Origin of the sequence: Paenibacillus apiarius (assembly GCF_017052585.1) — a bacterium.
Taxonomy (GTDB): Bacteria; Bacillota; Bacilli; order Paenibacillales; family Paenibacillaceae; genus Paenibacillus_B; species Paenibacillus_B apiarius.
Map to the genome: position 1 here is coordinate 4,825,245 of NZ_JAFFHZ010000001.1, position 23,175 is coordinate 4,848,419.

The 23,175-nt window shown below is 43.9% G+C and carries 24 protein-coding genes, 1 pseudogene and 1 riboswitch; of the genes and pseudogenes, 21 read left to right on the top strand and 4 right to left on the bottom strand.

The genetic code is table 11. From position 1 onward, the window contains the following. The first annotated feature begins 617 nt into the window (after positions 1–617). The 4 genes from JSQ80_RS21580 (at position 618) to JSQ80_RS29185 (ending at position 3,584) form a co-directional block, all read left to right on the top strand. Positions 618–1,172 carry a MarR family winged helix-turn-helix transcriptional regulator gene (locus JSQ80_RS21580; protein ID WP_206096636.1) on the top strand — a complete coding sequence of 185 codons (555 nt, stop codon included), beginning with the start codon at positions 618–620 and terminating at the stop codon, positions 1,170–1,172. A 69-nt stretch (positions 1,173–1,241) separates the two neighbouring features. Then, positions 1,242–2,456: an MFS transporter gene (locus JSQ80_RS21585; protein ID WP_206096637.1), complete on the top strand. Its 1,215-nt coding sequence runs from the start codon at positions 1,242–1,244 to the stop codon at positions 2,454–2,456. A 157-nt stretch (positions 2,457–2,613) separates the two neighbouring features. Then, positions 2,614–2,859, top strand: coding sequence for a helix-hairpin-helix domain-containing protein (locus JSQ80_RS21590; protein WP_206096638.1), 246 nt, complete (start codon positions 2,614–2,616; stop codon positions 2,857–2,859). A 545-nt stretch (positions 2,860–3,404) separates the two neighbouring features. Beyond that, positions 3,405–3,584, top strand: coding sequence for a hypothetical protein (locus tag JSQ80_RS29185; RefSeq protein WP_240463745.1), 180 nt, complete (start codon positions 3,405–3,407; stop codon positions 3,582–3,584). A gap of 171 nt (positions 3,585–3,755) precedes the next feature. On the opposite strand, the gene JSQ80_RS21600 is transcribed toward JSQ80_RS29185, so the two are convergent. Next, a complete protein-coding gene (locus JSQ80_RS21600; RefSeq protein ID WP_206096639.1) occupies positions 3,756–3,953 on the bottom strand; it encodes a hypothetical protein in 198 nt (65 codons plus the stop codon). Between the two features lie 221 nt (positions 3,954–4,174). Between JSQ80_RS21600 and JSQ80_RS21605 the strand changes: the two genes are divergently transcribed. Beyond that, positions 4,175–5,101 carry a dihydrodipicolinate synthase family protein gene (locus JSQ80_RS21605; protein WP_206096640.1) on the top strand — a complete coding sequence of 309 codons (927 nt, stop codon included), beginning with the start codon at positions 4,175–4,177 and terminating at the stop codon, positions 5,099–5,101. A 759-nt stretch (positions 5,102–5,860) separates the two neighbouring features. Here JSQ80_RS21605 and JSQ80_RS21615 read toward each other — a convergent pair. Beyond that, complete coding sequence (locus JSQ80_RS21615) at positions 5,861–6,523, bottom strand: DUF4097 family beta strand repeat-containing protein (protein WP_336245797.1); 663 nt, start codon at positions 6,521–6,523, stop codon at positions 5,861–5,863. Positions 6,524–6,715: 192 nt separating this feature from the next. On the opposite strand from JSQ80_RS21615, the gene JSQ80_RS21620 reads away from it, so the two are divergent. The 9 genes and pseudogenes from JSQ80_RS21620 (at position 6,716) to JSQ80_RS21660 (ending at position 12,469) form a co-directional block, all read left to right on the top strand. Then, positions 6,716–6,856 (top strand): hypothetical protein, encoded by a 141-nt coding sequence (locus JSQ80_RS21620; RefSeq protein WP_176392764.1) that lies wholly within the window; start codon positions 6,716–6,718, stop codon positions 6,854–6,856. Between the two features lie 26 nt (positions 6,857–6,882). Next, positions 6,883–7,659, top strand: coding sequence for a MerR family transcriptional regulator (locus JSQ80_RS21625; protein WP_206096642.1), 777 nt, complete (start codon positions 6,883–6,885; stop codon positions 7,657–7,659). After that, a pseudogene (locus tag JSQ80_RS21630) lies at positions 7,656–8,311 on the top strand (GAP family protein). The gene JSQ80_RS21625 and the pseudogene JSQ80_RS21630 overlap by 4 nt, the downstream one beginning before the upstream one ends. Positions 8,312–8,344: 33 nt before the next feature. Next, positions 8,345–8,509: a hypothetical protein gene (locus tag JSQ80_RS21635; protein ID WP_206096643.1), complete on the top strand. Its 165-nt coding sequence runs from the start codon at positions 8,345–8,347 to the stop codon at positions 8,507–8,509. Between the two features lie 394 nt (positions 8,510–8,903). Continuing rightward, the gene (locus JSQ80_RS21640) at positions 8,904–9,782 is read left to right on the top strand and encodes a pentapeptide repeat-containing protein (protein WP_206096644.1); all 879 of its coding nucleotides are present in this window, start codon (positions 8,904–8,906) and stop codon (positions 9,780–9,782) included. A 310-nt stretch (positions 9,783–10,092) separates the two neighbouring features. Continuing rightward, complete coding sequence (locus JSQ80_RS21645) at positions 10,093–10,533, top strand: LytTR family transcriptional regulator DNA-binding domain-containing protein (protein ID WP_206096645.1); 441 nt, start codon at positions 10,093–10,095, stop codon at positions 10,531–10,533. A gap of 10 nt (positions 10,534–10,543) precedes the next feature. After that, positions 10,544–10,996: a DUF3021 domain-containing protein gene (locus tag JSQ80_RS21650; protein WP_240463746.1), complete on the top strand. Its 453-nt coding sequence runs from the start codon at positions 10,544–10,546 to the stop codon at positions 10,994–10,996. 22 nt (positions 10,997–11,018) lie between these two features. Further along, positions 11,019–11,747, top strand: a complete 729-nt coding sequence (locus tag JSQ80_RS21655) for an ABC transporter ATP-binding protein (protein WP_206096646.1) — start codon at positions 11,019–11,021, stop codon at positions 11,745–11,747. Further along, positions 11,744–12,469, top strand: a complete 726-nt coding sequence (locus JSQ80_RS21660; protein WP_206096647.1) for an ABC transporter permease — start codon at positions 11,744–11,746, stop codon at positions 12,467–12,469. The genes JSQ80_RS21655 and JSQ80_RS21660 overlap by 4 nt, the downstream gene beginning before the upstream one ends. Before the next feature lie 132 nt (positions 12,470–12,601). Here the strand turns inward: JSQ80_RS21660 and dcuC are convergent, their stop codons facing one another. Continuing rightward, positions 12,602–13,963 (bottom strand): C4-dicarboxylate transporter DcuC, encoded by a 1,362-nt coding sequence (gene dcuC / locus JSQ80_RS21665; protein WP_206096648.1) that lies wholly within the window; start codon positions 13,961–13,963, stop codon positions 12,602–12,604. 652 nt (positions 13,964–14,615) lie between these two features. Beyond that, positions 14,616–14,786: riboswitch (M-box (ykoK) riboswitch) on the top strand. A gap of 332 nt (positions 14,787–15,118) precedes the next feature. Here dcuC and JSQ80_RS21670 point away from each other — a divergent pair. Together JSQ80_RS21670 and JSQ80_RS21675 are read left to right on the top strand one after the other, a co-directional pair. Then, positions 15,119–15,823 carry an MgtC/SapB family protein gene (locus JSQ80_RS21670; RefSeq protein ID WP_206096649.1) on the top strand — a complete coding sequence of 235 codons (705 nt, stop codon included), beginning with the start codon at positions 15,119–15,121 and terminating at the stop codon, positions 15,821–15,823. A gap of 40 nt (positions 15,824–15,863) precedes the next feature. Further along, positions 15,864–16,220, top strand: a complete 357-nt coding sequence (locus tag JSQ80_RS21675) for a magnesium transporter MgtE N-terminal domain-containing protein (protein WP_206096650.1) — start codon at positions 15,864–15,866, stop codon at positions 16,218–16,220. A gap of 236 nt (positions 16,221–16,456) precedes the next feature. Here the strand turns inward: JSQ80_RS21675 and JSQ80_RS21680 are convergent, their stop codons facing one another. Continuing rightward, positions 16,457–17,341, bottom strand: a complete 885-nt coding sequence (locus JSQ80_RS21680) for a MoaF-related domain-containing protein (RefSeq protein ID WP_206096651.1) — start codon at positions 17,339–17,341, stop codon at positions 16,457–16,459. A gap of 403 nt (positions 17,342–17,744) precedes the next feature. Here JSQ80_RS21680 and JSQ80_RS21685 point away from each other — a divergent pair, with 403 nt between their 5' ends. The 5 genes from JSQ80_RS21685 (at position 17,745) to JSQ80_RS21705 (ending at position 23,171) form a co-directional block, all read left to right on the top strand. After that, positions 17,745–19,031, top strand: a complete 1,287-nt coding sequence (locus JSQ80_RS21685; protein WP_206096652.1) for a helix-turn-helix domain-containing protein — start codon at positions 17,745–17,747, stop codon at positions 19,029–19,031. A gap of 806 nt (positions 19,032–19,837) precedes the next feature. After that, the gene (gene loaP, locus JSQ80_RS21690; RefSeq protein ID WP_206096653.1) at positions 19,838–20,359 is read left to right on the top strand and encodes an antiterminator LoaP; all 522 of its coding nucleotides are present in this window, start codon (positions 19,838–19,840) and stop codon (positions 20,357–20,359) included. A gap of 330 nt (positions 20,360–20,689) precedes the next feature. Beyond that, positions 20,690–21,460, top strand: a complete 771-nt coding sequence (locus tag JSQ80_RS21695; protein ID WP_206096654.1) for a 4'-phosphopantetheinyl transferase family protein — start codon at positions 20,690–20,692, stop codon at positions 21,458–21,460. A 19-nt stretch (positions 21,461–21,479) separates the two neighbouring features. Then, the gene (locus tag JSQ80_RS21700) at positions 21,480–22,157 is read left to right on the top strand and encodes an MBL fold metallo-hydrolase (protein WP_206097682.1); all 678 of its coding nucleotides are present in this window, start codon (positions 21,480–21,482) and stop codon (positions 22,155–22,157) included. A 12-nt stretch (positions 22,158–22,169) separates the two neighbouring features. Beyond that, complete coding sequence (locus tag JSQ80_RS21705; RefSeq protein WP_206096655.1) at positions 22,170–23,171, top strand: acyltransferase domain-containing protein; 1,002 nt, start codon at positions 22,170–22,172, stop codon at positions 23,169–23,171. The last annotated feature ends 4 nt before the right edge of the window (positions 23,172–23,175 follow it).

A 23,175-nucleotide genomic window follows, 5' to 3' on the forward strand; every position in this document is an offset into this window, starting at 1 on the left:
AGGGTTGACGATCTTTGCAACCCCGCCGAGCGGTATGGATTCAAAATCCTCACCTGTCTTCAGAGCGGCAATGAATGCATGATACGCATTAAGGTCTACCTCACCAAGGCCATTATGCGGCAACCCTTTCGTAAAGCAGCCGATTTTATTCGGATACCTGCTTTCGTCACCATTGCATGGGTGAGCGGGGGAAGGGAGTCTTTCCTGCCGTTGGGCTGCTGTTGTTCGAATTCGCAATGCCTTGCGGCGGCGCTCGCAATTGTTCAACGGACCAATCAAGCAAGCTCGCCTCGGTTTAATAGTTCCATTCCCCTTGCTTATCTTACTCACGGGCATTTCATCATGTTTCATTCTATCATCCTTTCGAGAAATGATGGTTCTACGCTTGGGTAAAAATGATGGGATGTACCGTTCAGGTGTTGGTTCATTATATTCTTCTACAAGATAAGAGAATGGGGTCTTGTACGATATTATTGGCCGCTTTTCATAGGGTGGAAATGGAGATAGAGAGGAATAACGAAAAAAAATAGTTCAATAAACACAAGGGTTGCAATAACAACAAATATCGATTATATTAGCTTATAGTTAGATAATCTAATTATAAACAAGGTGATGAAATGAGAAAGAAGATTGAGAAGGAGCATGCGGGTGAACAGCAATTGCCAAGATTGGGCGTTGCTCCTTACTTGGAGCTTATGAGGAACACCGCTTCTGAGGATACCAATCAAGCATCAGCTCATATGGGGTTACTGCTGCTGTGGATTGGCGATAACATCCAGGATATGATGGATTTGAACCTGTCTTCTTTTGGAATTACAGAAAGCAAGCTGGATCTGTTGCTGCTGCTGATTCTGCATCCAGATAAAGAGGTGATTACCCCTTCATCTATCGCAGCTCGGCTTGGAATCCGGCGCGCTTCGGCAACGGCTCTGCTCGATTGGCTGGAGAAACGAAACTGGATCGAACGTCAGCCGAATGAAAACAATCGTCGTATGGTTCATGTCCGCATTACGCCAGAAGGCCGTAATCTGGTCGATCAGATACTGCCGACTTTTTGGTCAACTTGCGAGTCATTCATCAGTGATTTGGAGGTGGAGGAGCAAGCGGTGCTGAAGAAAATTGTAATGAAGCTCAATGAAAGCTTAGAGAGAAGGTTGGGCGTGGGTAGATAAATTTTTTAACATTATAATTAGATTATCTAACTATCGTCGTTTGAAAACTTGAAAAGTAGAGGTGTTATCATGACTCAGTTGAGCAATCAATCCGCTGTGCGCCGAAACTACTCACTGATGACAGCGGTGCTGTGCTGGTCGGGAATGGCGGTCATGTGCAGCTTGTACGTAACCATTCCCCTGATTTCCGTTTTTGCTACTACATTTGGCATTACCACTACACACGCTGCGGCGACAGGCAGTATTTTTTCACTCGGCTTTGCCGTGGGATGCCTGATTTATGGCGCGCTGTCTGATAAATATGGCCGCAAGAGGGTAATAGTTATCGGACTTATCGCCTTAACCATTATCTCATTGCTGCTCGGAATGGTTCACAGCTTGACATGGCTTATTGTTCTAAGGGGACTGCAGGGGGCGGCTGCGGCGACATTTTCTCCGGTTGCTTTGGCCTATGCGGTAGAGATGTTTCCAGCAGAGAAGCGGGTAACCACCATCGGATTTATCAGCACTGGATTCCTGGTTGCGGGAATTGTCGGCCAGGTCATCAGCGGTCTCATCAGTCAGCAATATGGATGGAACGCTATCTTCCATCTGCTTGCAGCCGTGTATGCAGTTACTTCGCTTCTAGTACTGTGGCTGTTGCCGAAGGGAGAAATACATCAAGCGCATGCCAACGTGTGGGAACCCATCAAGCACATCGGAAAGGTATTTAGCCAGAAAAATCTAGTACTGAGTTATCTGGTGGCGCTTGTGCTGCTAATGTCTTTTGTAAGTATGTATTCTGTGCTAGGCACTTATCTGAGCGGTCCAACGTTCGGGCTGGGCGAGCAGGAAATTTTATACGTTCGTTCGATTGGAGTGCTTGGCATGCTGATTTCCCCGTTTGCAGGCCGGCTCGCCAATCGGTTTGGTGTACGATCCGTGTTGCGGGGCGGCTTGACTCTGGCTATACTTGGACTCTCTTCATTGGGCTTCATATCCAGCCTGCCGCTACTGGTGGTAATGAGCTTAATCTTTGTAGCGGGGATTGCGCTTGCCGTTCCTTCATTGGTCGCGCTCGTTGGCCAATTGGGCGGGAAATCGCGCGGTATAGCGGTGTCGGTGTATACTTTTGTCCTGTTTGCAGGAACGAGCTTAGGCCCAATTTTGTCCATTCAATTCATGAAGGCAGGCAGTTTTGGGATTACCTTTCTTTTGCTTGCGCTCGTGCTCGGCATTGGTTTGCTTGCAGCTTGTTTGATTCATCGGGAAACGTCGATGGAGATCACATCTGAAGTGCGCTAATGGGAAATATTCGTTCATTAAACAGGCTCGGATTCCTTCAATCGGGTTTTCCATTTAGCAATTGATTGGAAATCACAATAAATGTGACATGAAACAATTGGAGATATTATAATCAATTCATGAAGTGAGGGAATCAACTTTCAAAGGAGAAATCTTTATGACAAAAGGTAAAGACGAAGTCTTGGGTGGCTTGCAGTTGAATAAGAATGCACCGGAAAGTGATCTTCCGGCCGGGTTAGCCAAGCCGGCACGACGGGCACTCACCGGGGCTGGATACGTGCGGCTTGAGCAGTTCACGAAGCTCAGCGAGGCAGAGGTTCTGGGATTGCATGGCATGGGCCCAAAAGCGCTGGATCAGATCCGTCGCGCCCTTGCCGCGAAGGGCCAATCGTTCGCCGAATGAAATAAAGTTTGAAGCCCGCTTTTGCTCCATTATTTTAAACACTTTGGTACCTGTTTGGATGGATAAGCCAGGAGATTTAGGCTGCAGATGAACGCTTTGTTCATTTGCGGCTTTTTTTGTTAATAAGGGAGGAATAACATATGCAATTAAATGGCGGTTGGTCAGAGGACATGATTTCATATGATTTATCGACTGAATATTCCATCCACCGGGGGGAGCCTGAAGTATGGGGAAATTATTGTTCAGTGTATTATAACATGCCACTATAATGGATTTTTTAGAGAAGAAGGCTACAATGCTCCGCATAGACACTCCTTTTGGATCTATAAAGCAGATTGCAGAATAGGCGGGGTTACGATGGCGCCTAATCGAATATACCATTTATTTTTTATCCCTCCGTTCAACGATGCATTTGAGGTGTTGAAATTACTTGAAAAGACGTTATTGCAATGGTCGGATAAAACTCAATATATAAAAGCTTTTGAGGTCCTTCCCGATCAAGTTCATTTATTTGCGCGGGCAGGCTTCTGGCCGGATGAGTTCAGATGCCGTTGGATGCAGCGGCTAGGAGAAAAAAACGTTCCATCGAAGATTTCATCCCAACCGATGCGATTCTAAGGCTGTATATGATGGAAGGCAATGATGCCGAGTCTGTTTATTTTAATCTCGGGTTTGTTCCTGGAGTACAGGAGATACAAAATATGTATATTCCTCCGAAGGCATAGTACTCGTGTTCGAATCAAACTAAAGTGTGATGCGCATGGCATCAAAACGACAGGAATTTAGGGAGAATTAACATTAAATTTTCTAGTACATATAATTTTCATAGTACCATACTCCAATAAAAAAAATGATTCCAATGATAAAAATAAGTGCAAATAGAGAAATGAGAACTATCAATAGTCCTTTTCCAATCCTTTTGCCCGTCTTCTTATTACGATTCCCCGCTCAGGCCCGAGACCGACACAAAAGAAGTCCATGCAGCTTTTATGGGAAGGAGCGGGGCCGCCGTTCACATCGGCCCATATGATGCTGCCTGCCGCCATGACGAGCGCGTCATAGCTTAAGGTATGCTGACTTCCTGATGTATCCATGTATATCAGCTGCCGCTTCTGGCCACTCTCCCAAATGTTCAGGCAGCATGACTTGTGCAATTTGTTACAATATCTCCATAAAGGAAGATTGTAAACGCCGGGGAGGAATGATATCTTTAAGTGGCAGGATGAGTTATCGATATCTCATTTTACATTTCGTGATAGTATGTGTTTTCACAAATAGAAAATCATGAACAGCATGGACAAAGGAGCGAGTAGATATGCAACACAACGGGTTACATGGCATCGTCCCTCCAGTTATTACGGCAGTCAATTCATCCGGAGCTTTGGATCGGCCGGGCATGGGCCGCATGATCGATCATTTGATCGCCTCCGGCGTGCACGGATTGTTTTTCCTCGGTTCGGCGGGGGAATGCTTCCATCTCTCGAAGGAGCTCAGACAAGAGGTTGCGGAGTTCGTCGTGTCGCATGTGAATGGGCGCCTGCCGGTGCTGATCGGCGTCGGTTCGACGAGCACGGCGGAAGCAGTGGATTACGGCAAGCATGCGGAGGCCATCGGGGCGGACGGGGTGGTTGTCATCAACCCGTATTTTGCGAAGCTGAGCGACGAGCTGTTGTTCCGCCATTATGCGGATATTGCGGAGGCCGTCAGTGTGCCGATCTACATCTATAATTTCCCGGCGCTGACGGGGCAGGACGTGAAGGTGGATCTGGTCAAGGATCTGGCCTTGACGTACCCGAACATCGTCGGCATCAAAGAGACGGTCGACCGCGTAGAGCCGATTCTGGAAGCTATCGCGAAGGTGAAGAGCGTGCGTCCGGATTTTCAGGTGTTCGCGGGTTATGATCATCATTTGTTGGAGACGCTCATTGCCGGCGGGGACGGAGTTGTTCCGGCGAGCGCCAACTTCGCGCCGCATCTGACGTGCGGGCTGTATGACGCTTACCGGCGCAGCGATTTTGCGATGGTCCAGGAGCTGCAGCGGAAGCTGTTCCGCGTCGTTACCGAGGTGTATGCGGTGGACACGCCGTTCTTCAATGTGCTTAAGGAAGCGGTCCGTGCCACTGGAGTGGATATTCCGACCGATGTGTTGCCCCCGGCGCGCTCGCTGTCGCAGGAGAAGAAGGCGGAGCTCGAACGTTTGTTGAAAAAATATGATCTGATTCGGATTATCCAGCACGCTTGACAGGGCAGTTCGTGCTCGGCTATCTCCGACAAAAATGGGACGATCCGTTGCAGCCTGAAAAGCCAGACCCGTACAAGCGGGATGGGGGCGCAACGGGTCGTATTTGGTTGATCCGGGGGGCTACGCCAAGATGTGGCGGCATGCTGGGATTTTCGTGCGCTGGGAGTCAATAATTAATTTTCAATTGTACAATATGACTAATATGCTGAGTATCAAAGCAGCCAATACTAAGTGTTGAACTGCGCCCTCATCAAGTGACTGACAATCGCTGAAGTTAACTTCATCCTTCATATGGCCGAAGAACGATTCCATGGATGCATTGTCCCAACAAGTACCCCTGCGTGACATGGATTGCATAAAGCCATTAGTAATCCGGCGCCTTACTTTGGGATGGGTATAATGCATGTCCTGATCGGAGTGAATGATGGCTTCAGGATGTATGTTGCCATCAAGCCGTTCCAGTAGTCGCTCAAAATTTCGTTCGACATGAGATAATTCCAGCGTAGAGGAGACACATTCGACAAGGATCTGTTTTGTCGCACCATCCTTCACGCAGGAGAGAAACGCCCGCTGCTAGATCTAGGGGCCCGCCAACATTTTAACGGAAATATACGCTAAGCCCTCGATCATGTCCGGCTTGGCGTTTTTTCTTACGTCTGGAAGGCCAGGATTGACGAGGCGGCAACATGCACGAAAAGGCACCGTTTGCCGCTTCGTTTCCAAAGAGCGGTATTACAAGATTTGCACGTTATTCACCCGTTATTTAACCGTTATATTCCCGGATGCCGTCTTAATCTGTAAATTAAATGAACCATCCCCTGTCCGGCCCTCTGTTTTTCGACTGGTTTGCTGACGATTTTCCAATGGAATAGCAACGGATCGTCTCCCGCTGCCAGTCTGAAGAAGCCATTGAACGTTGGAATCTGTGTTTTCCAGTTTTAAAAGCACATTGCCGCTTTTTACAGAAACTTTGATTTCATTCGTTATTTCTGTATAATCCAGCGATATATTCCCGCTTTTTCCTCTGATGTCAAGCTCCTCTGCATGTAAATCATTAATATTGACATGTCCGGAAGAGCCGTCAACAATTATTTTGCCCTCATAACCTATTGGTACGCGAATGAAAAGCTCAGGCATTTGCCCGATATTCAACACGCGACGTACATCGCTCTTCAAGCGGATTTTAAGATTGCGCCTTCCTTTATCGAATAGGACCCCCGGTCCATTGTCGTACATCAGCAAGGAGGCTTCAAGCTCAGCGACATCAGCTGTACTTACATGCACCGTTGTGCTTCCATGATCAATATGGATTGTATCTATGCCGTACAGCGACATCATTTGCAAATCTTCGATCTCATTGTGACCGCACGCGCTAATAGAAAATATGCAGATCAACAATAGGCAGCCGTAAAACTTCTTCACTCCATCACCTCAGTTTCGTTATAAGAATTAGTATATAAGATTACGCAACGTCACTTTCAAGTTTCATGAACAAAAAGCGCAGCAAGTAATAAAAAAAGCTTGAAAATGACGCGGCGTCATTTTGTATAATCAAGTTTGGTGAAGATCCCCCTTATTCAGGAGGGAAATAATTGCACAAAGGGGAGGATGGCTGTGAAGAAAGGAGATATCATTATATATGGATGTGTGATTGTGGGGGCGGGGATTGGACTTATGATTAACCATACGTTTCCCGCGGTATTGGTAGGTCTTGGGGCAGGCTATTTGATTAAGTATGCATTATATAAGGAATAACGTGGTGTCGTTGGAGGTATTCAAAAATGATTCACATAAAAAAAGTTGCGAAGCAGACCAACATTACGGTCAGAACACTTCGGTATTACGATCAAATCGGGTTGTTGGCCTCTTCTTCCAAAACAGAGGGCGGGCACCGGCTATATTCTGAAGATGACCTCAAGAAGCTTCAGCAAATTCAATTTTTAAAGGGCATGGGGTATGGATTGCAAGATATCAAGGATATGCTCACTGACCCCAAATGGAATTGGTCAAGGGGGTTGAAAAATCAACTGACTTTTATATTGGAGGAGCAAGCAAGATTAAAGGAAATCGAGCTATCTCTGCGCGGGTTATTAAATGGCCTTGCAGTAGAAGGCGGCGATGAAGAACTGGCAATTCAAAAGCTTATTCAGTTGTCCAATCAGGATGAAAAGAGGCTGAAGTTGTTCAGGGACAGCATGTTCAATGACATGGAGCTTGAGCTTTGGACAAGATTGCCGAACATGAATGATGAACATCCCGAATCGATGGAATGGATTGCTCTGATTGGTCAAATTACCAAATGTTATGCGAATAAGGAACCTTCGTCACCACGTGTGCAAAATATTATAAGGCGCATGCTGGAAAAGCAAAGGGAAGAATTTAAAGATGAGGACGAGTTTATTAATAAATTATGGGATTTGAGGAAATCGCCCGCGGCGTCCGAGAAACTGGGGCTTTATCCTATCAAAAAGGAAGTTCTTGATTTTATGGAGCGTGCATATGAGATTTTTATGTCCACCGTTCCGGACAGTTCCACCAAGCAAGGAGGAAAATCGTGAGCAATGAGTTACTGCTGATGATTGGCGGGTTAGCCCTGATGGATACCCTCAGTCCAGCTACGCTGGGGGTAACGGCCTATTTGCTATTAACTGAGAAAGAACGACTGAGTTCCCGACTAATGATTTATTTATTGACAGTCGCCGGATTTTACTTTTTAGTTGGCGTAGCGCTCAAATTGGGACTTGGTGTAATTTTAGAGGCGTTCTCCACAGTTTTTCAAAATCGTATAGTAAGTTGGGTCATGCTCATTATTGGGGGGGTTTGTTTATCGCGAGCTTCTACGTTCCCCAAAGTGAAAAATCGGAATTGCCCAGACCCCGGTCAAAAAGTAAAGCAGCGATGGTGGCATTGGGATTCACAACATCAATCATTGAAGTGGGTACAGCCTTCCCCTATTTTGCGGCAATCGGCCTTATGACGACTTCTGATTTAGCGCTGTACCAGTGGTTTCCTCTGTTGGCGGCTTATAATGTCGTAATGGTGCTGCCGCCATTGATTGTGTACGTGCTGCACGTGCTGTTTGGTCACGCGATGCAAAGACCATTGGAAAGCCTTCGGCTTAAAATCGCCAAGCATTCGGGTTCGGCGCTTTCGTGGGTCATGTGTATCGTTGGACTGCTTTTGATTTTCAATAGCCTTGACTATTTGTAAGTATTTGCAGCAGGTTTGGCGGCAGCGGCTAAGGTGGCATTGTTCGTTCAGGAACCGGTGCTGCTCATTCGCGCTGCCGGAACGTCCAACTCAATAAAAGAGCCACAACAAAGCGGAAAGCACGACGAGTCGTTGAAACGGTTGGCCGAGGTGATGCGATCTGCCCTGAAGCATCGCAAAGCGAGTGGGCGAGTATGATGGGAGTTACGCATTGTTCGATTTTGCTCCGTTACTCTTGTTCCGGATCGATAGGCTCCAGCAGCTCACTCACTAATTATGCTTCAGGAGCAGGATGCCCGGTTGGTCTGGGACTGTCACCCGGACCAGCTTTCCCCTTCAATGCGCCAAAGTACAGCTCGATCAGGGCAAGGTTACGTCATCGGTCGCCGCCCAAGCCGACATTCCCCTTTGTAGGGAAATCGGCTTTTTTCTATGCCAATCAACTTGAACAGGGATTGACGGAGTGAATATTCAGTAATAACATATAACACATCATTTCTATAGGGAAAACACCTATTATGCTGCCACAGCCCTGTCTTTAGATTAGACTCTGCAAATATAGAAACACGATGAAGCGGAAGGAGACTGCGCAATGTCTGAGAATCACGAATATTCAGAACCTTACCCCGGTAGTAATCGCCTCACTCTGCAAGCTGACTGCGAGCACTGCTTCGGCTTGTGCTGTGTCGCGCTGCCCTTCGCTGCTTCGGCAGACTTCGCGACTGACAAAGATGCCGGAAAGCCCTGCCAAAACCTGCAATCGGACTTCCGTTGCGGCGTTCATACCAGCCTCAGGCAGCTGGGCTTTCGAGGCTGCACGGTTTATGACTGCTTCGGCGCAGGGCAAAAGGTTTCCCGAGTTACCTTCGGCGGACACGACTGGCGGCAAGCCCCAGAATCCGCGAAACAAATGTTTGAGGTGTTCCCGATCATGCGGCAGCTCCATGAGCTCCTCTGGTATCTGACCGAAGCGCTAACGTTGCAACCTGCCCGTCCGATCCAAGGTGAGCTCCGCTTGGCGCTCGACGAGACGGAGCGCCTCACGCACCTCGATCCCGACTCCATCATGGATCTGGACGTGGCAGCGCACCGGGCAGATGTCAATGCTCTGCTTCTGCGGACGAGCGAACTCGTCCGGGCCGAAGCCCTTCGCACGCAGAATGTCCCCTCAGGCCGCCGGAAGACCTATGGCCGAGGTGCCGACCTTATCGGTGCCAAACTGAGAGGTGCCGATCTTAGATGCTCCAATTTGAGAGGGGCCTATCTTATTGCTGCTGACCTCAGAGGCGCAGATCTTAGAGTGGCTGATCTCATCGGTGCTGATTTCCGAGATGCTGACCTCAGGGGCGCCGACCTCACCGGAAGTATTTTTCTCACCCAAGCCCAGATCAACGCGGCGAAGGGAGATATCAACACCAAGTTGCCGCGTTCACTCGCACGCCCAACGCACTGGTCCGTCTTCAGAGGATAACGCAAGCCCTTGAGCCCTCTGGCAAGATGCCGTATTACTTGGCAACTTCTATCATTTTTGAGGTGGATTGCCGTCTGCAATGTAGTGTAGTGCTAACCCCTGCTTTCGACTCGAAAAGCGGGGATTTTTGGCATTGAATCAGCACACCGAAGCCCGCCTTCGAGTGCTTTTTTTTTGTGCGTTGGAAAATGTGGCCTACCTTCATTGCCATATGACCAGTTATCGTTCGAAAATGACCGAGTATCCAAATTCCATTTACAATAAGCCTCTTGGTTTTTATAGTGAATACGGATGAAAGGAATGAAGCGCCGTGAAATTTGAAGTATCGATTGATCCAGCTTGCAAAGAACCGAAAATTATCATCCTAACCGACAAAATGACGGATGAAATAACTGATATCGTGAAGCTGCTTTCAGAATCCTTTACCGATTCATTAGCGGTGTTTTCGGAAAGAGGCGTTAACATCGTGGAAAGCAGAAAAATCGTCAGAATTTATACGGAGAGGAAAAAGGTTTTTGTTCAGACCGCTCATGGTACGTATACGGTTCGTTCAAGATTATATGAGCTGGAAGAAAAACTGAACAGTCAATTATTTGTCCGTATTTCAAATTCGGAAATCATTAATATTAAAATGATTATCAATATGGACATAAGTATTACCGGGACAATTGGGATCCTGTTAAGGGGTGACATTAAAACATATGCATCTCGCCGATACGTTTCAAAAATTAAAAAATTGTTAATAGGATGAGGTGATCAACATGTTGAAAAAATTATTGAGTCGAGCTGCTGGAGGGTTTGCATATGGTGTGTTAGTCGGACAAGTGGTGCAAATCATCATCTCCCTCTCTTTGGGAGAAGGGAAGTTTATGCCAGTAATCTCAGACTTTCGCTCGTTATTTCAAAGTGAGATTACAGCTGTAATAGTTCAAATGATATTGACAGGTATTATTGGTGTGGCTTTTGCTACGAGCTCTGTTGTATTTGACATTGCAACATGGAGCTTACTGAAGCAATACGTCGTACACTTTTGCATCACAGCGATTGTATGGGTGCCGATTGTTATTATTTGCTGGATGCCAAAAACGTACAAGAGCATCCTCATTCTTGGTGTTAATTTTTTAGGAACGTATTTGATTACATGGTTCATCCAATACACGATTTCCAAAAAGGATATCCAAGAGATTAATGCTGCTATCAAGGCTGAAAAATGATGAAAAGGCAGGCGATAGATCGATGTCAATTGAAATAAAGGAACTGACGAAGCAGTATCAATCAAGAAAGGCGGTCGATCATTTCACTCTCTCGATTCATACGGGTGAATGTTTTGCACTGCTTGGACAAAATGGTGCAGGCAAAACGACAACTATTAAAATGCTTTCTTGTTTACTAACACCGACAAGTGGAGATGCATTACTGCTTGGTGATAGTATTGTCACAAATTCAAAGGCTGTGAAGCAAAAAATCAATGTGTCACCGCAGGAAACGGCTGTTGCGCCGAATCTTTCCGTAAAGGAAAACCTTGAGTTTCTTGCAAGAATCTATGGCAGCAATAAGCAACAATCACAAATGAAAGCTGTTGAGATGATGAAAGAGTTTGGTTTAACAGAACGAGCAAAGAACAAAGCGAAAACATTGTCAGGCGGTATGCAACGACGTCTGAGCATTGCCATGGCACTCATTTCCAATCCTGAAATACTTTTTTTAGATGAGCCAACACTTGGACTTGATGTTCGTTCAAGACGTGAACTATGGAAAGTGTTAAGCGGGCTTAAAGGAAAGATTACGATTATTTTAACAACGCACTATTTGGAAGAAGCAGAAGCACTGGCTGACCGAATCGGGATTATGCACGGCGGGGAATTACATGCGCTTGGCACGGTGGATGAGTTGAAGGAAACAACGGGACAATCTAATCTTGAAGATGTATTCCTTACACTGACTGAGGAGGAGAGCGATGTATGAGATATTTCGCATTTGCTTCACGTAATCGTAAAGAGATTTTTCGAGATCCGTTAAATCTCCTATTCGGTCTTGGACTGCCTGTTGTTATGATGGGGATCTTTTCAGTCATGCAGAAAAATATGCCGTTTGACCTTTATAATATTGAAAAACTAACGCCGGGTATTATCGTTTTTAGTTTTTCTTTTATTACGTTATTCTCGGGCATGCTGATTGGTCGAGATCGAAGCAGTTCGTTCTTACTGCGAATCTTTGCTTCTCCAATGTCGGCATCTGATTATATTGTTGGCTATGCATTTCCGCTATTACCGGTTGCCACCCTGCAAATTATCGTTTGCTTTATGACCGCATTTTTCTTTGGCTTATCTTTTAATGCGAATGTACTTCTTACAATCGTTGTGTTGATTATCATTGCAATGCTTTATATTGGATTTGGTCTGCTGCTTGGCACTTACTTCACAGACAAGCAAGTTGGCGGGATTTTTGCCATCTTCGTCAATATTACAACATGGTTAAGTGGCACATGGTTTGATCTGGCCATGATTGGCGGAGTGTTTAAAACAATAGCGTATGCGCTCCCATTTGCTCATGCGGTTGATGCAACACGAGCTGCTCTTGCAGGAGAATACGGTGAGCTCGCAGTACCCTTATTATGGGTGATTGGCTATACAATCGTCATAATTGTCATTGCGGTTACTGGTTTCAAGAAGAAAATGAAAAGCTAATTAAGAAAATAAGCTATTTGAACATATTAGTCATAGATAATATGTCAAACAGCTTATTTTTATTGATTTTTTTAAAGTTAGCTCTTGATAATTTCTAAGGGGAGGGGCTAACTTCCTCTGTCTCTTGATGCCTTATGTGAAAAAGATGAACGATAAGATAAAGCAAGAGACGATCCCGACCAGAATCGGCACGGATGTGCGTTTGACGATTTGTATCGGGTTGACCTTAATAATCGAAGCAACGACGATGATGACCGCCGCCACCGGCGATATGGAACGAACCAAGTTCGCAATCAACTGCATCGGCAGCGCGACCATAACGCCGTTTATGCCGAGCTTCTCTGAAATTTCCGGAATGATGTTGATCACGGAGTAGAACACGGCCAAGCCGCTTCCGCTAATGAAAGTGATCAAGCCCTCAACGCCCGCGAACGTGAGCATCAGGATAACGCCTGCACCTTCGATGTGTCTAACCGATTCGATGAGCATATCGATGATGCCCATCGACTTCAAGCCTTCGACCAGCATGCCTGCTGCTACGAGGAGTGAGACAACCTGTGCCAATCCGGTGCCCATACCGGTGAAGAAAATCGAGAGCTGCTTGGAGGTTTCCTTGAAGGAACCTTTGCGGATAATCTCGATGATAAGGGCGATGGCCATACAAATGAATGTAATTTCCACCAACCCGAGCTTGACACTCGTTATGATTAAACCGAATAACAAGACGAGAATGAGCGGCAAAATCGGCAGCAAACCGTAGTAGGCCGGCGGCAAATCATTCTTCACGGCAAGCTTCTCGTCGTTGATCTCGTGCCGGAGCGTGCCCTGCTGCCGCTTATCCATATACTTCTGCCAGAAATAGTGCACGACCGCCATGATAAGAAGCACAGGAATCGAAATCTTGGCATGGTAGGAGAAGACATATTCAACAAGGTTTATGCCTAGATTCTCCGCCGCGACGACGCTGTCCGCTCCAAGGGGCGTCGGCATAATCGTAGCCGTCGTTGCAATGATAGCGCCGGCCGTCAGCGAGGACATGCCCGTATTCTTCAATACCGGATACAGCGTCGCCATAAGCAGGACCGCCAAGCTGGATGCGCTCGGCACGACGAGTGAAAGCAAGTTGCCAAGCAGGAAGACGATAGGCACGAGAATGTACTGCGACTTGATGCGGCCAAGCGGCTTCGTCAACAGATGCACGGCAACATCACTGGCGCCGATATGCGTCATATAGCTGGAGAAACCGAACAGCACCATGATCGTTAAACCGACACCGCCTAATTGTTTGACAAAGATCAGCCCGATTTGCTTGAACGGATCCAACAGGACAAGACCGGTGGAGTCCTCAGGCTTCAATACAGGGTGGCCAAGCAGCACGGCCGCGATCATGATCACGATACCGGCAGTGAGCAGCACGAATTTGGCATCATAGTTTTTGGCGATTAAAAAACCAGTTGCAACAAGGAGAACTAAGCTAATGATAATCTCCAACACGTGGAACACGCTCCTTTTCTAAGATAGGGTTAAATCGCGTTGCGAAGCACTTCGACCGCCCATTCGCGGAAAGGGAATGGAGTCGAATAGAGAGATATGAAATAACGGATACTTGCGATTTTCATATGTGTAACCGGTTACACATCGAACGAAAGAACTTCTTCATCCCAGACGTGAAACAAGTGGCGGCTCCCATCAATGACGATTACGGGCAATCCGTTTCCGCTTGGAACGGGCATGAAGAGTGCAGCATGTTGCGTTTCGCCGATGGAAAGGGGGCGGTTGGCATGTATTATTTCCCAACGGTTGTATTTCTATTACGTCATTATGGCTGACTTGCGCTCTATCGAGTCGTTCCCCGCGTCCTTCATTGTGGTGTAATCCCTTCACTGTGTAACCGGTTACACAACGCGTTTATAGTTATAATACTGCCCATGTATTCGACTTGTCAATCAACTAATATTTATCAATTATGTGAAATGGGTGATATGCACCATATTACGAAGTGACAATAAGAATATAGAAAATATTGTTATATTGAGTTGTAATAAGGAAAAATGTTTTACGCTTTGATAATATTGACTGAGCAAAAAAATTCATGAAAACAGTTGACAATATGAGCCGTATGGCGTAAAGTTCATTTTTGTAATGAATATGTCCTCGTTAGGTGAGGCTCCTATACAAACAGAGGCCACTGCCCAGAAACATCGAAAGATGCCCATGGGTAGAACAGGAATTGCCGGATTAAGGCTCTTCATAAAGTGGCTAAGAGCACCGCTCTTTACGTTGTATAGTGCCAAAACTCGAGCCAGGGGGAACGAACGTGTTTTTAAGTGCGCTCTTTGAACCCTCTGGAAATCTGGAGGGTTTTTTATTTTCTTAGGAAAGGGGAGGGTATCCATGGAAGGAAGTCCGAGTCGGTGTTATAACCCATTATTCTTTTTATATCCTGTGAAGAGGAAGAGTCCTGTTCTAGCGGCCCTCCCATGTTTCCCGCACCTTGTTTTGCGCCTGTTTCGCGATGAACGTTGGGTGTATTTCAGCGGGCGTATTTGACATGTGAGCAAAATAACGCTGGAACGATGTTGCAGGCTCTCTCTTTGCGAGGGAGCTTATTTGCGTGTTGCAACAAGTATAATCAAAGAGGTGATCGCGATGACTATGGAAATGATGATGAAGCTGGGGCTTGCCTTGTTATTCGGCCTGCTGATCGGGCTCGACAGACAAATTAAACAAAAACAGTTAGGGTTAAGACCCAGCATGGTCATCTGCATCGCCAGTTGTCTGCTGACCATCGTCTCGATCCAAGCCTTCGGCAAATTTGGCGGAGCGGATCATCCCAATATGGATCCGATGCGTCTGGCTGCGCAGATTGTAAGCGGAGTCGGGTTCATTGGGGCCGGCGTTATTCTGCGCAGAAGCAATGAAGTCATATCCGGTCTGACCTCTGCGGCATTAATCTGGTCGGCTTCCGCTCTGGGCATTGCGATTGGAGCGGGGTTTTACGCAGAAGCGGCGTGCGGCGCCATTCTTCTCATCGCAGCTGTTAATGTCATTCCCAATCTTATTAAATCGCTGGGATCGGCAAAATTGAACCGGAATGATGTGGCGATGAAAATTGTGGTGGAATCTAATTATCGAATGACCGAATTAATCAAGAGAATTCAACGCAAAGATCAACAGGAGCAATCCGCTAAGGCCGAATTCAAAATCCGGCATTTTAAATTGAAAGACCTTGATAACGAGCGGCAATTAATCGATTTGGTATTGTCCGTGCCGGAAGAGCATTATTTGACGGAAATCTATTATTACATCAAGAAAATTGATCATGTATTAAGCGTTGAAGTAGAACAACTATAAGCTATAGCCTGTAAACAGCTAACAAAGGGAGGGGCGTGCCATGATTAGACTGAACCAATACCCATTCAAAGAAGAGTACACCTATTATATGCTGCAGGCGCTGAAAGCGGGGAAAAAAGGAGCTTTTCGCAAAGACTTTCTGGATTTGCATCCAACCGATCAGGCCGCCATTTTTATCGAGTTGGATAGCAGCAGACGCAGGCGGGTCTATCCTTTTTTGTCGCCTGCAGAATTTGTGAAAATTTTCAGCCGGCTGGCTCTCGCGATGCAGAAGCGCTGTTTGCTGGAGCTTGATCGTCGCTACGTCATAGATATGCTGAATGAGCTTCCTTCCGCAGATGCGGCGTATTTTTCGGGACTGCACACCCATCAAGAAGCAGATTTCGCTCCTGTATAGAGAAATGCCGCTGCCCAGAAATGTCCAAAGACGCCAATGGGTCAACAGAAACCATCGACATAAGGTGTATCAGCATTCACAAGCTGATAACAGCACAAAAAAACCGCGGGCAAACATACCTGCGGCTTGTAATCCTAATCGCTCTTCTGCTTTACGGATGCATGATACGCCTTATCATGAACTGACATAGTATAGGTGCATTTACCGTAAATAAAGGATACAGTCAAAGCAATTGTTTAAAACATCGAGTTTGTGTTAGCCGATTGCTCGGGAATGGATTGAATAACGTCCCAATGCTCGACGATCTTTCCTTTCTCCAAGCGGAAAATATCGACGATTGCCTCTCCTTTTTCTGCCGGGCTTGACTTAAAATGAACGTGCAGCGTCACGTAGTCGCCATCTGCCATCACCCGCTTGACTTGAAAAGTCGAATTCGGAACTTCTGTGTACATTCCTTTCAAGAAACTGATAAAAGCCTGGCGGCCATCAGCAACTGCCGGATTATGCTGCTTGTAATCTTCCGCTACATTCGAAAGCACGGCGTTGATGTTTTTCTTGTTGAACGCTTCTTCGTAAAAGGCTGTTACAATCTTCTTGTTGCGCTCTTCCTGTTGTTGTTGCTCCAGCATCTTTTTCGATACGGATCCGGTGATGTCAGTTACTGTGCCGGCTGTATATGTTTCTGCTCGTCGCCCCTCCACATTGGAGTCATCGTTATAAGTAATATGAGAATATGCCTGCATCTTGTTCAAATCAAGGATTTGACTGACATCCAGACCATCCTTCTCGACCCAGCCGATGAAGTACAATCCTTTGGAAATTTCACGAATCGTGTAACGTTCGCTGCCGCTCTCTCCTTTTGCAGGTCCTTCTATACCTTCCCAGCGCAAACGGTTTGCATCGGCATACTCGATGTTGAATACAGATCCATTATCATAAACGATGCGAAATGTCTTCCCCGTAACGGCCTGATGCGCTTGAGATTCGTTCTTGACAGAAACAGCATGATTGATCGGAGTATCGGAATCTGCTTTAGCTATGGAAGCTTGTCCTCCTGAAAATGCCGTTAACAAGCTCATTGCGGCAATCGTTGCCACTGCAATTTTTCTCCAATGTTTCATGTGAAATTCTCCTTTGATGTTATATTTTGTTCAGAGCATATTCCGGCGTGCATGCCTCTCTTATCGTGCGCCTGCCGCCACGCCATTACACTACAATGTGTAGTGTAATGGCGTGAAAAATATCCGTATACAACGCAAGGAATTCGAGTCCATTCCTCGAAAGATGACATAGAAAACGGCTACTAGATTTTTCTGTCATCATCGCTCCGATTCTCACACTATGTATTGTAGTGTGAGAATCGGTTTCATGTCAACCCTCGGTGTTGGAGAGAACACGCTCGTGACCTGAGTGGAGTGCAACTATGTACTATATAACTAATATGGAAAGTATTGTTTTGTTTTTGTGACAGACATGGTAAAATATAGGTTGTAAATTATTTGCGCCACAAAGGAAGGTGAGGTTGTGAACACCGTTGCTGCGAAGCCTAGAAGCTTGGGGGAGCTAATACAGCATTATCGTCAAAAGAAAGAAATGAGCTTATCGAAGCTGCAAGAAGCGGTTGGTGTTGACAAAGGCAGCCTGTCGAGAATTGAAAAGGGTGAAATTAAACGCCCTGATTTTAACATCATTCAATCCATTGCGGGTGTATTAGACATCCCCGGTGACGACATCGTAGAGCAGTACATCGAGATTGGGCATAAATCAGATGTCATTTACTCCGTTTTGCAAAAAGTTCTCGAAGCGCCAATCAACACATCTTTAGTAACCAAGATAGCGGCCAAGTTTCTCGAATCACCGAATGAAGACAGCTTAGACTTGATTGAGAAGCTGTACCAGACAGCAGTCTCCGTAAAAAATGAACCTATTCAAGTATCTCTATATAACCTCATTGTTAACTACTCACGCTCCCATGGAATTATGCCCTATATTGCAAAAGGACTATACCAAAAGTACATGATTGAACGAAATGATTTCAGCAGATTGAACCAAACCTATCAATCAGGTAAATATGTATTGGACTATGTTAATTTTTTGAGCGATAAAGAGCGCATACTGCTGCATTATGGGCTGAGTGTTCACGCTTATAGTCTTATGAATTATCATGATGCTATAGAGTTTGGTAATTATGTTGTGGAAAATGGAAAAGGCGAGTCTCAAGCGAATGCAACGCATAATGTATGCAGTGCTTATTACCAGTTAGGAAATTACGACGCTTGCCAATCATTTCTTGAGAATTACAGTCGTTATTCGTATTCTTTTGTCACTGATAATGTAAAACTAATGACAGGATTCATTAACGGAAAAACAGGAAATATTGACTTAGCGATTGCTCAGTTTAAAAAATATTTAGACGATCCGTCCGCATATAATTTGATTCATGCTGTGACTGAGTTATTGGAACTTTATCTCAACAAAAACGATCTGCTTGCAGCAAATCAACTCCTTTTTTATGAGAATCAATTGACAGAAAGCATTTCACAATCTCATACTACACCTTATAAAAAGTCAAGATTGGCTTACTACTATCGAATCAAAGGACAATTGCTAATTCGCAGCAATCAAGAAAAAGAGGCAATTGACAGTCTTTTAAAAAGTACGTTGGAATATGCAAAAATAGGACGTTTTACGGAAGCTTTTGATTCATTGTCATTTATTACACAAACAATGATGCAGAACAGTTCTATAATTAACAGCGAGATGATTCAAAAAGTCGATGTTGTATTTAAAACGATTACAGCAAATAACTGAGGGAAGGATTGGATGATATGAGGAAACTTAAGTTTCTTTTAGTCGCTGCCCTACTATCTATAGGAGTAAGCAACATGGAACATATCACTTCACTCATTGATGCTCCATGGATAACCAACGCCTAGTTTAACAAAAAAAGTTGAGGCGCCTGCATAGGCGTCTTTTTGTTTTTAAAACTACAGATAAATTGTTGCATAAAAATCCAAAATTACGAGAGTAATACCAACGGAGGTTATAATCAAGTCAAAGATACAATATTTGGGTAAGTGTGCTAACCATTTACGTTGTCATTACATTCAAAATTTTGCGGACGGACAAATAGCTCTTTAATTCGACAGGATCCTTTTGGGGAAGACCGATCCTATTCAGCGAAAAAAGATGATAATTGAGGGTTATTGCAATAAGGAACTCGAATCCTAGCGAATTAACGCGTAATCAAGTTGAGATATATTGACATATTTCGAGTATTTGTGTAGAATTGATTGTATTAAGTTACCAATTCGTATTATAAATGAATTAGAAGTGAAATTTTATTAAAAAAGTTTATTTATAGTAGATAAGAAATGTTTATATAAAACATTGAATTTCGTTTTGCAGAAGGTTAGATGTATTACATGCAAATATATAAAAGACAAATTTAAGCATATCATAGATTTATTTCAAGCACTTATTGGTTGTTAATCGCTGGCGGGTCACGTTAACCACTGATGAGGAATATAAAGTGAAAGTTATTTGTAGCTTATTGAATAGGATAAGTGAAAGGGCGAAGCTATGTAAAAAAGGAAGCGTATATGTGAGGTGATGAGGTGAAATGGTATGTATTGTTTGTGCGAACGGGCAAGGAACACGTGATCAAGCAACTCTTTAATGAAAGGTTGGATTCTGATGTGTGTAAACCAATTGTGCCACTCCAAGAGAGGTTCTTCAAGATTGCGGGAACAGTAAAAAAGGAACTAAAGCCTTTGTTTCCAAGTTACGTGTTTCTAGAATCTAAATTATCTAGCCTGGAATTCATAAAAAGCACGAACGCACTAATCTACACTTCACGAGATATATTTCGCTTATTGAGATACTCGGAATCAGAGGTTTCAATGAGAGATTCCGAGAGGCAAGCGTTGGTAAGTTTATGTAATGACGACTATTGTATTCGATCATCATGTGGGATTATAGAAGGAGACAGTATACAGATTACAGATGGTCCTCTCAAAGGATGGGATAGTAAAGTTAAGAAAATAAATAGACATAAAAGGCAAGCAGTGATTGAACTGGAATTAATGGGTGACATAAGGTTAGTAAATGTGGCTTTGGAAATTGTAAAGAAGATTTAAGGTGAGCAGTTTTATAATTATTAAAAAAATGATGGGTATCTGATCTTCATATTGATGATGATAAGAATAAGAAGTGAATAAATAATTTATCTATAAAGCATGATATTATCATTATTGCAGGGGATATCTCTGACAACATACTGCTGAATGAAGAAGCTTTTAAAACCATGGCCATAAGGTTTTATAAGGCTTTTTTTGTGCATAGAAATCAATATTTGCGGGTTCGGAAATTGGATGGAAATTTATGCATTAATAATGCCTTTGGATACTGCGTCTAAAGAATTACTGTGTATTTATAACTTTGATTAATATACAGTACAGGGGGCTATCATGAAGGAGTATTCGAGTATTCGCTTAATTGAAAAAGTGATTTTAAGAACGGAAGAAAAGTCGCATCAAGCACGAATATCTTTATGCAACTTCAGTAGTTCTCCGGATTATTACGAGAGAGTTGTTGATTTTTTTCACCCCCTTGAGGTTGAATATTATAAAAGTTTAAAGTCTGAAAAAAGAATCAGAGACTATACAATAGGAAGATATTCTGCAAAATTGGCTATATCCGCTTTATGTGGTCAGAAAAAGCTGGATTCCATTCTTATAAGAAGCGGTCTGTTCTATCAGCCTGTTGTTAATTGTGATCGGGGAAATAATATTCAGGTCAGCATAACCCATTGTGATCAAATCGGCATGGCAGTGGCATTTTTGGAGGACTATCCCTTAGGAATAGATGTGGAAAGAATCAGTGAGAAAAACATTCAAATTATAAAAAAACAGTTTACCCCATCTGAAAATCATTTAATAAAGAGAATGTTCCCAGATCATGAATATATGATGATTGCTTTTTGGACAGCCAAGGAATCACTGTCAAAAGTATTAAAGACAGGTTTGCGGACTCCATTGGAAGTATTTGAAATTGACAAGGTTAGCTTGGATGAGAGGCATATTGTCTGCAGCTTTAAAAACTTTTCCCAGTATCAAGCTCTGTCAGAGAGAATAGGAGATTATGTTTTTTCAATCGTATATCCACGTAATGCGATAATCTTTCTTGATCTAAGTAAGTTGGAAGACGTGATTAGCTTAAGAGAATCTTCTATTGAATAAGATATGGAGCAACAGAGCGATGAATGGAAGTCACAAAGTTTATACCTTAAAACTTTGTTTTAATCATTTTATCAACTATAGCTATATCATACTGGATGAAGCAAGCCGACAGGCTGTCATTGTGGATCCGGCATGGGAAATGGACAAGATATGCAATACAATCGATCGGCTTGATGCGGTATTGGTTGGCGTGCTCTTGACACATTCCCATTATGATCATACAAACCTGGCAGAGCAGATTGCAAAGAAATATCATGCCAATGTATATATGTCAAGCAAGGAGATAGATTATTATCATTTCATTTGCAGCAAGTTACTTCCCCTCCACGATGAAGAGATACTAAGCTTAGGGGATACTGCCATAAAGTGCTTATATACACCGGGACATACAGCAGGAAGTGCTTCTTTTCTTGTGGATGGCAGCTTGTTTTCTGGAGATTTCATTTTCATTGAAGGGTGTGGAATCTGTTCTTCAGAGGGGGCTTCGGCGGAGGATATGTTTTTAAGCATACAAAAAATCAAGTCGATGATTCCTTTGGATACGCGGATCTATCCGGGACATTCCTTTGGCAAATCACCCGGGTACCCTCTCAACTATCTTCTTGAACATAATATTTATTTTCATATAAAAAATAAGGACAGGTTTGTTGAATTTCGGATGCGAAGAAATCAAAAAGGTATTTTTAATTTTAAATAGGATTGGTGAACTATGACAGGGGTTTCAAATGAAACAGAGTTCAATTATAACAAGATCGATACGAATCAAAATATCATGTTTATGTATCCGGGACAAGGATCGCAATATTTTGGCATGGCAAGGACGCTGTTTATTGAAAGCGCTATTTTTAGGAGGTGGATGGAAAAATTAGACGGAGTCGTGGAGAGCATTACTGGAAAATCAGTCATTCAGGAACTGTATTTTAGCGATAAGACGGCGCTTCAAACTTTTGATCGAATTATATACACTCATCCTGCCATATTCATGGTTGAGTACTCGTTGACCCAGATGCTGAAAGCGGAAGGAATCAGGCCTACGGCGCTTATTGGATCAAGTCTTGGTGTGTTTACCTGCCTATCAGCGGCAGGTTCTGTATTGCCTGAAGAAATGCTGGAGTTTATTGTGCGGCAAGCCATGATATTTGAAGATAAATGTCAAAGTGGAGGAATGATCGCAATTATTGATGATTACAGGTTGTTTTGTAATCTTCCACTCATCTATTGCAATGCAGAACTGGTTTCAATCAACTATGATAATCATTTTGTTGTGTCTGGGGATAGGGAAGGTATTAATATCGTCGAGGATACCCTGATCAAAAGCAAAATCACCTATTTAAGACTTCCTGTTTCTTTTGGATTTCATTCCAAAAACTTGGACCCGGCATATGATGAATTTATTCACTTAGCTCGAAAATTGCATATTGTTCCGCCGAAGTTGCCCATTTATGCAAACAAAGATCTTACGATTGCAGAAAATATAAATCCTGAGTTTTTGTGGAAGACAGTCAGAGGAAACATAGAGTTCTCGAATATATTACAAGATCGAAATCTAAATCAATTCAAGATGCTTCTCGATGTTGGACCTTCGGGAACCCTAGCCAACATTGCAAAATCAGTTTTGAGGCAGGAAAACGAAATCGATATATTTGGTATTATCAGTAAATTTCATGAAGAGAAAAATAATATTGAAAAGATAAAGAAAAAAATAAATTAAAGTA

Coding starts and splice junctions, on each gene's coding strand:
- JSQ80_RS29185 (WP_240463745.1), top strand. CDS start 3,405: ATGCCGTTGGATGCAGCGGCTAGGAGAAAAAAACGTTCCATCGAAGAT.
- JSQ80_RS21585 (WP_206096637.1), top strand. CDS start 1,242: ATGACTCAGTTGAGCAATCAATCCGCTGTGCGCCGAAACTACTCACTG.
- JSQ80_RS21580 (WP_206096636.1), top strand. CDS start 618: ATGAGAAAGAAGATTGAGAAGGAGCATGCGGGTGAACAGCAATTGCCA.
- JSQ80_RS21670 (WP_206096649.1), top strand. CDS start 15,119: ATGACTATGGAAATGATGATGAAGCTGGGGCTTGCCTTGTTATTCGGC.
- JSQ80_RS21660 (WP_206096647.1), top strand. CDS start 11,744: ATGAGATATTTCGCATTTGCTTCACGTAATCGTAAAGAGATTTTTCGA.
- JSQ80_RS21625 (WP_206096642.1), top strand. CDS start 6,883: ATGATTCACATAAAAAAAGTTGCGAAGCAGACCAACATTACGGTCAGA.
- JSQ80_RS21675 (WP_206096650.1), top strand. CDS start 15,864: ATGATTAGACTGAACCAATACCCATTCAAAGAAGAGTACACCTATTAT.
- JSQ80_RS21680 (WP_206096651.1), bottom strand. CDS start 17,341: ATGAAACATTGGAGAAAAATTGCAGTGGCAACGATTGCCGCAATGAGC.
- JSQ80_RS21655 (WP_206096646.1), top strand. CDS start 11,019: ATGTCAATTGAAATAAAGGAACTGACGAAGCAGTATCAATCAAGAAAG.
- JSQ80_RS21700 (WP_206097682.1), top strand. CDS start 21,480: ATGAATGGAAGTCACAAAGTTTATACCTTAAAACTTTGTTTTAATCAT.
- JSQ80_RS21650 (WP_240463746.1), top strand. CDS start 10,544: ATGTTGAAAAAATTATTGAGTCGAGCTGCTGGAGGGTTTGCATATGGT.
- JSQ80_RS21605 (WP_206096640.1), top strand. CDS start 4,175: ATGCAACACAACGGGTTACATGGCATCGTCCCTCCAGTTATTACGGCA.
- JSQ80_RS21590 (WP_206096638.1), top strand. CDS start 2,614: ATGACAAAAGGTAAAGACGAAGTCTTGGGTGGCTTGCAGTTGAATAAG.
- JSQ80_RS21705 (WP_206096655.1), top strand. CDS start 22,170: ATGACAGGGGTTTCAAATGAAACAGAGTTCAATTATAACAAGATCGAT.
- JSQ80_RS21640 (WP_206096644.1), top strand. CDS start 8,904: ATGTCTGAGAATCACGAATATTCAGAACCTTACCCCGGTAGTAATCGC.
- JSQ80_RS21695 (WP_206096654.1), top strand. CDS start 20,690: ATGAAGGAGTATTCGAGTATTCGCTTAATTGAAAAAGTGATTTTAAGA.
- JSQ80_RS21600 (WP_206096639.1), bottom strand. CDS start 3,953: ATGGATACATCAGGAAGTCAGCATACCTTAAGCTATGACGCGCTCGTC.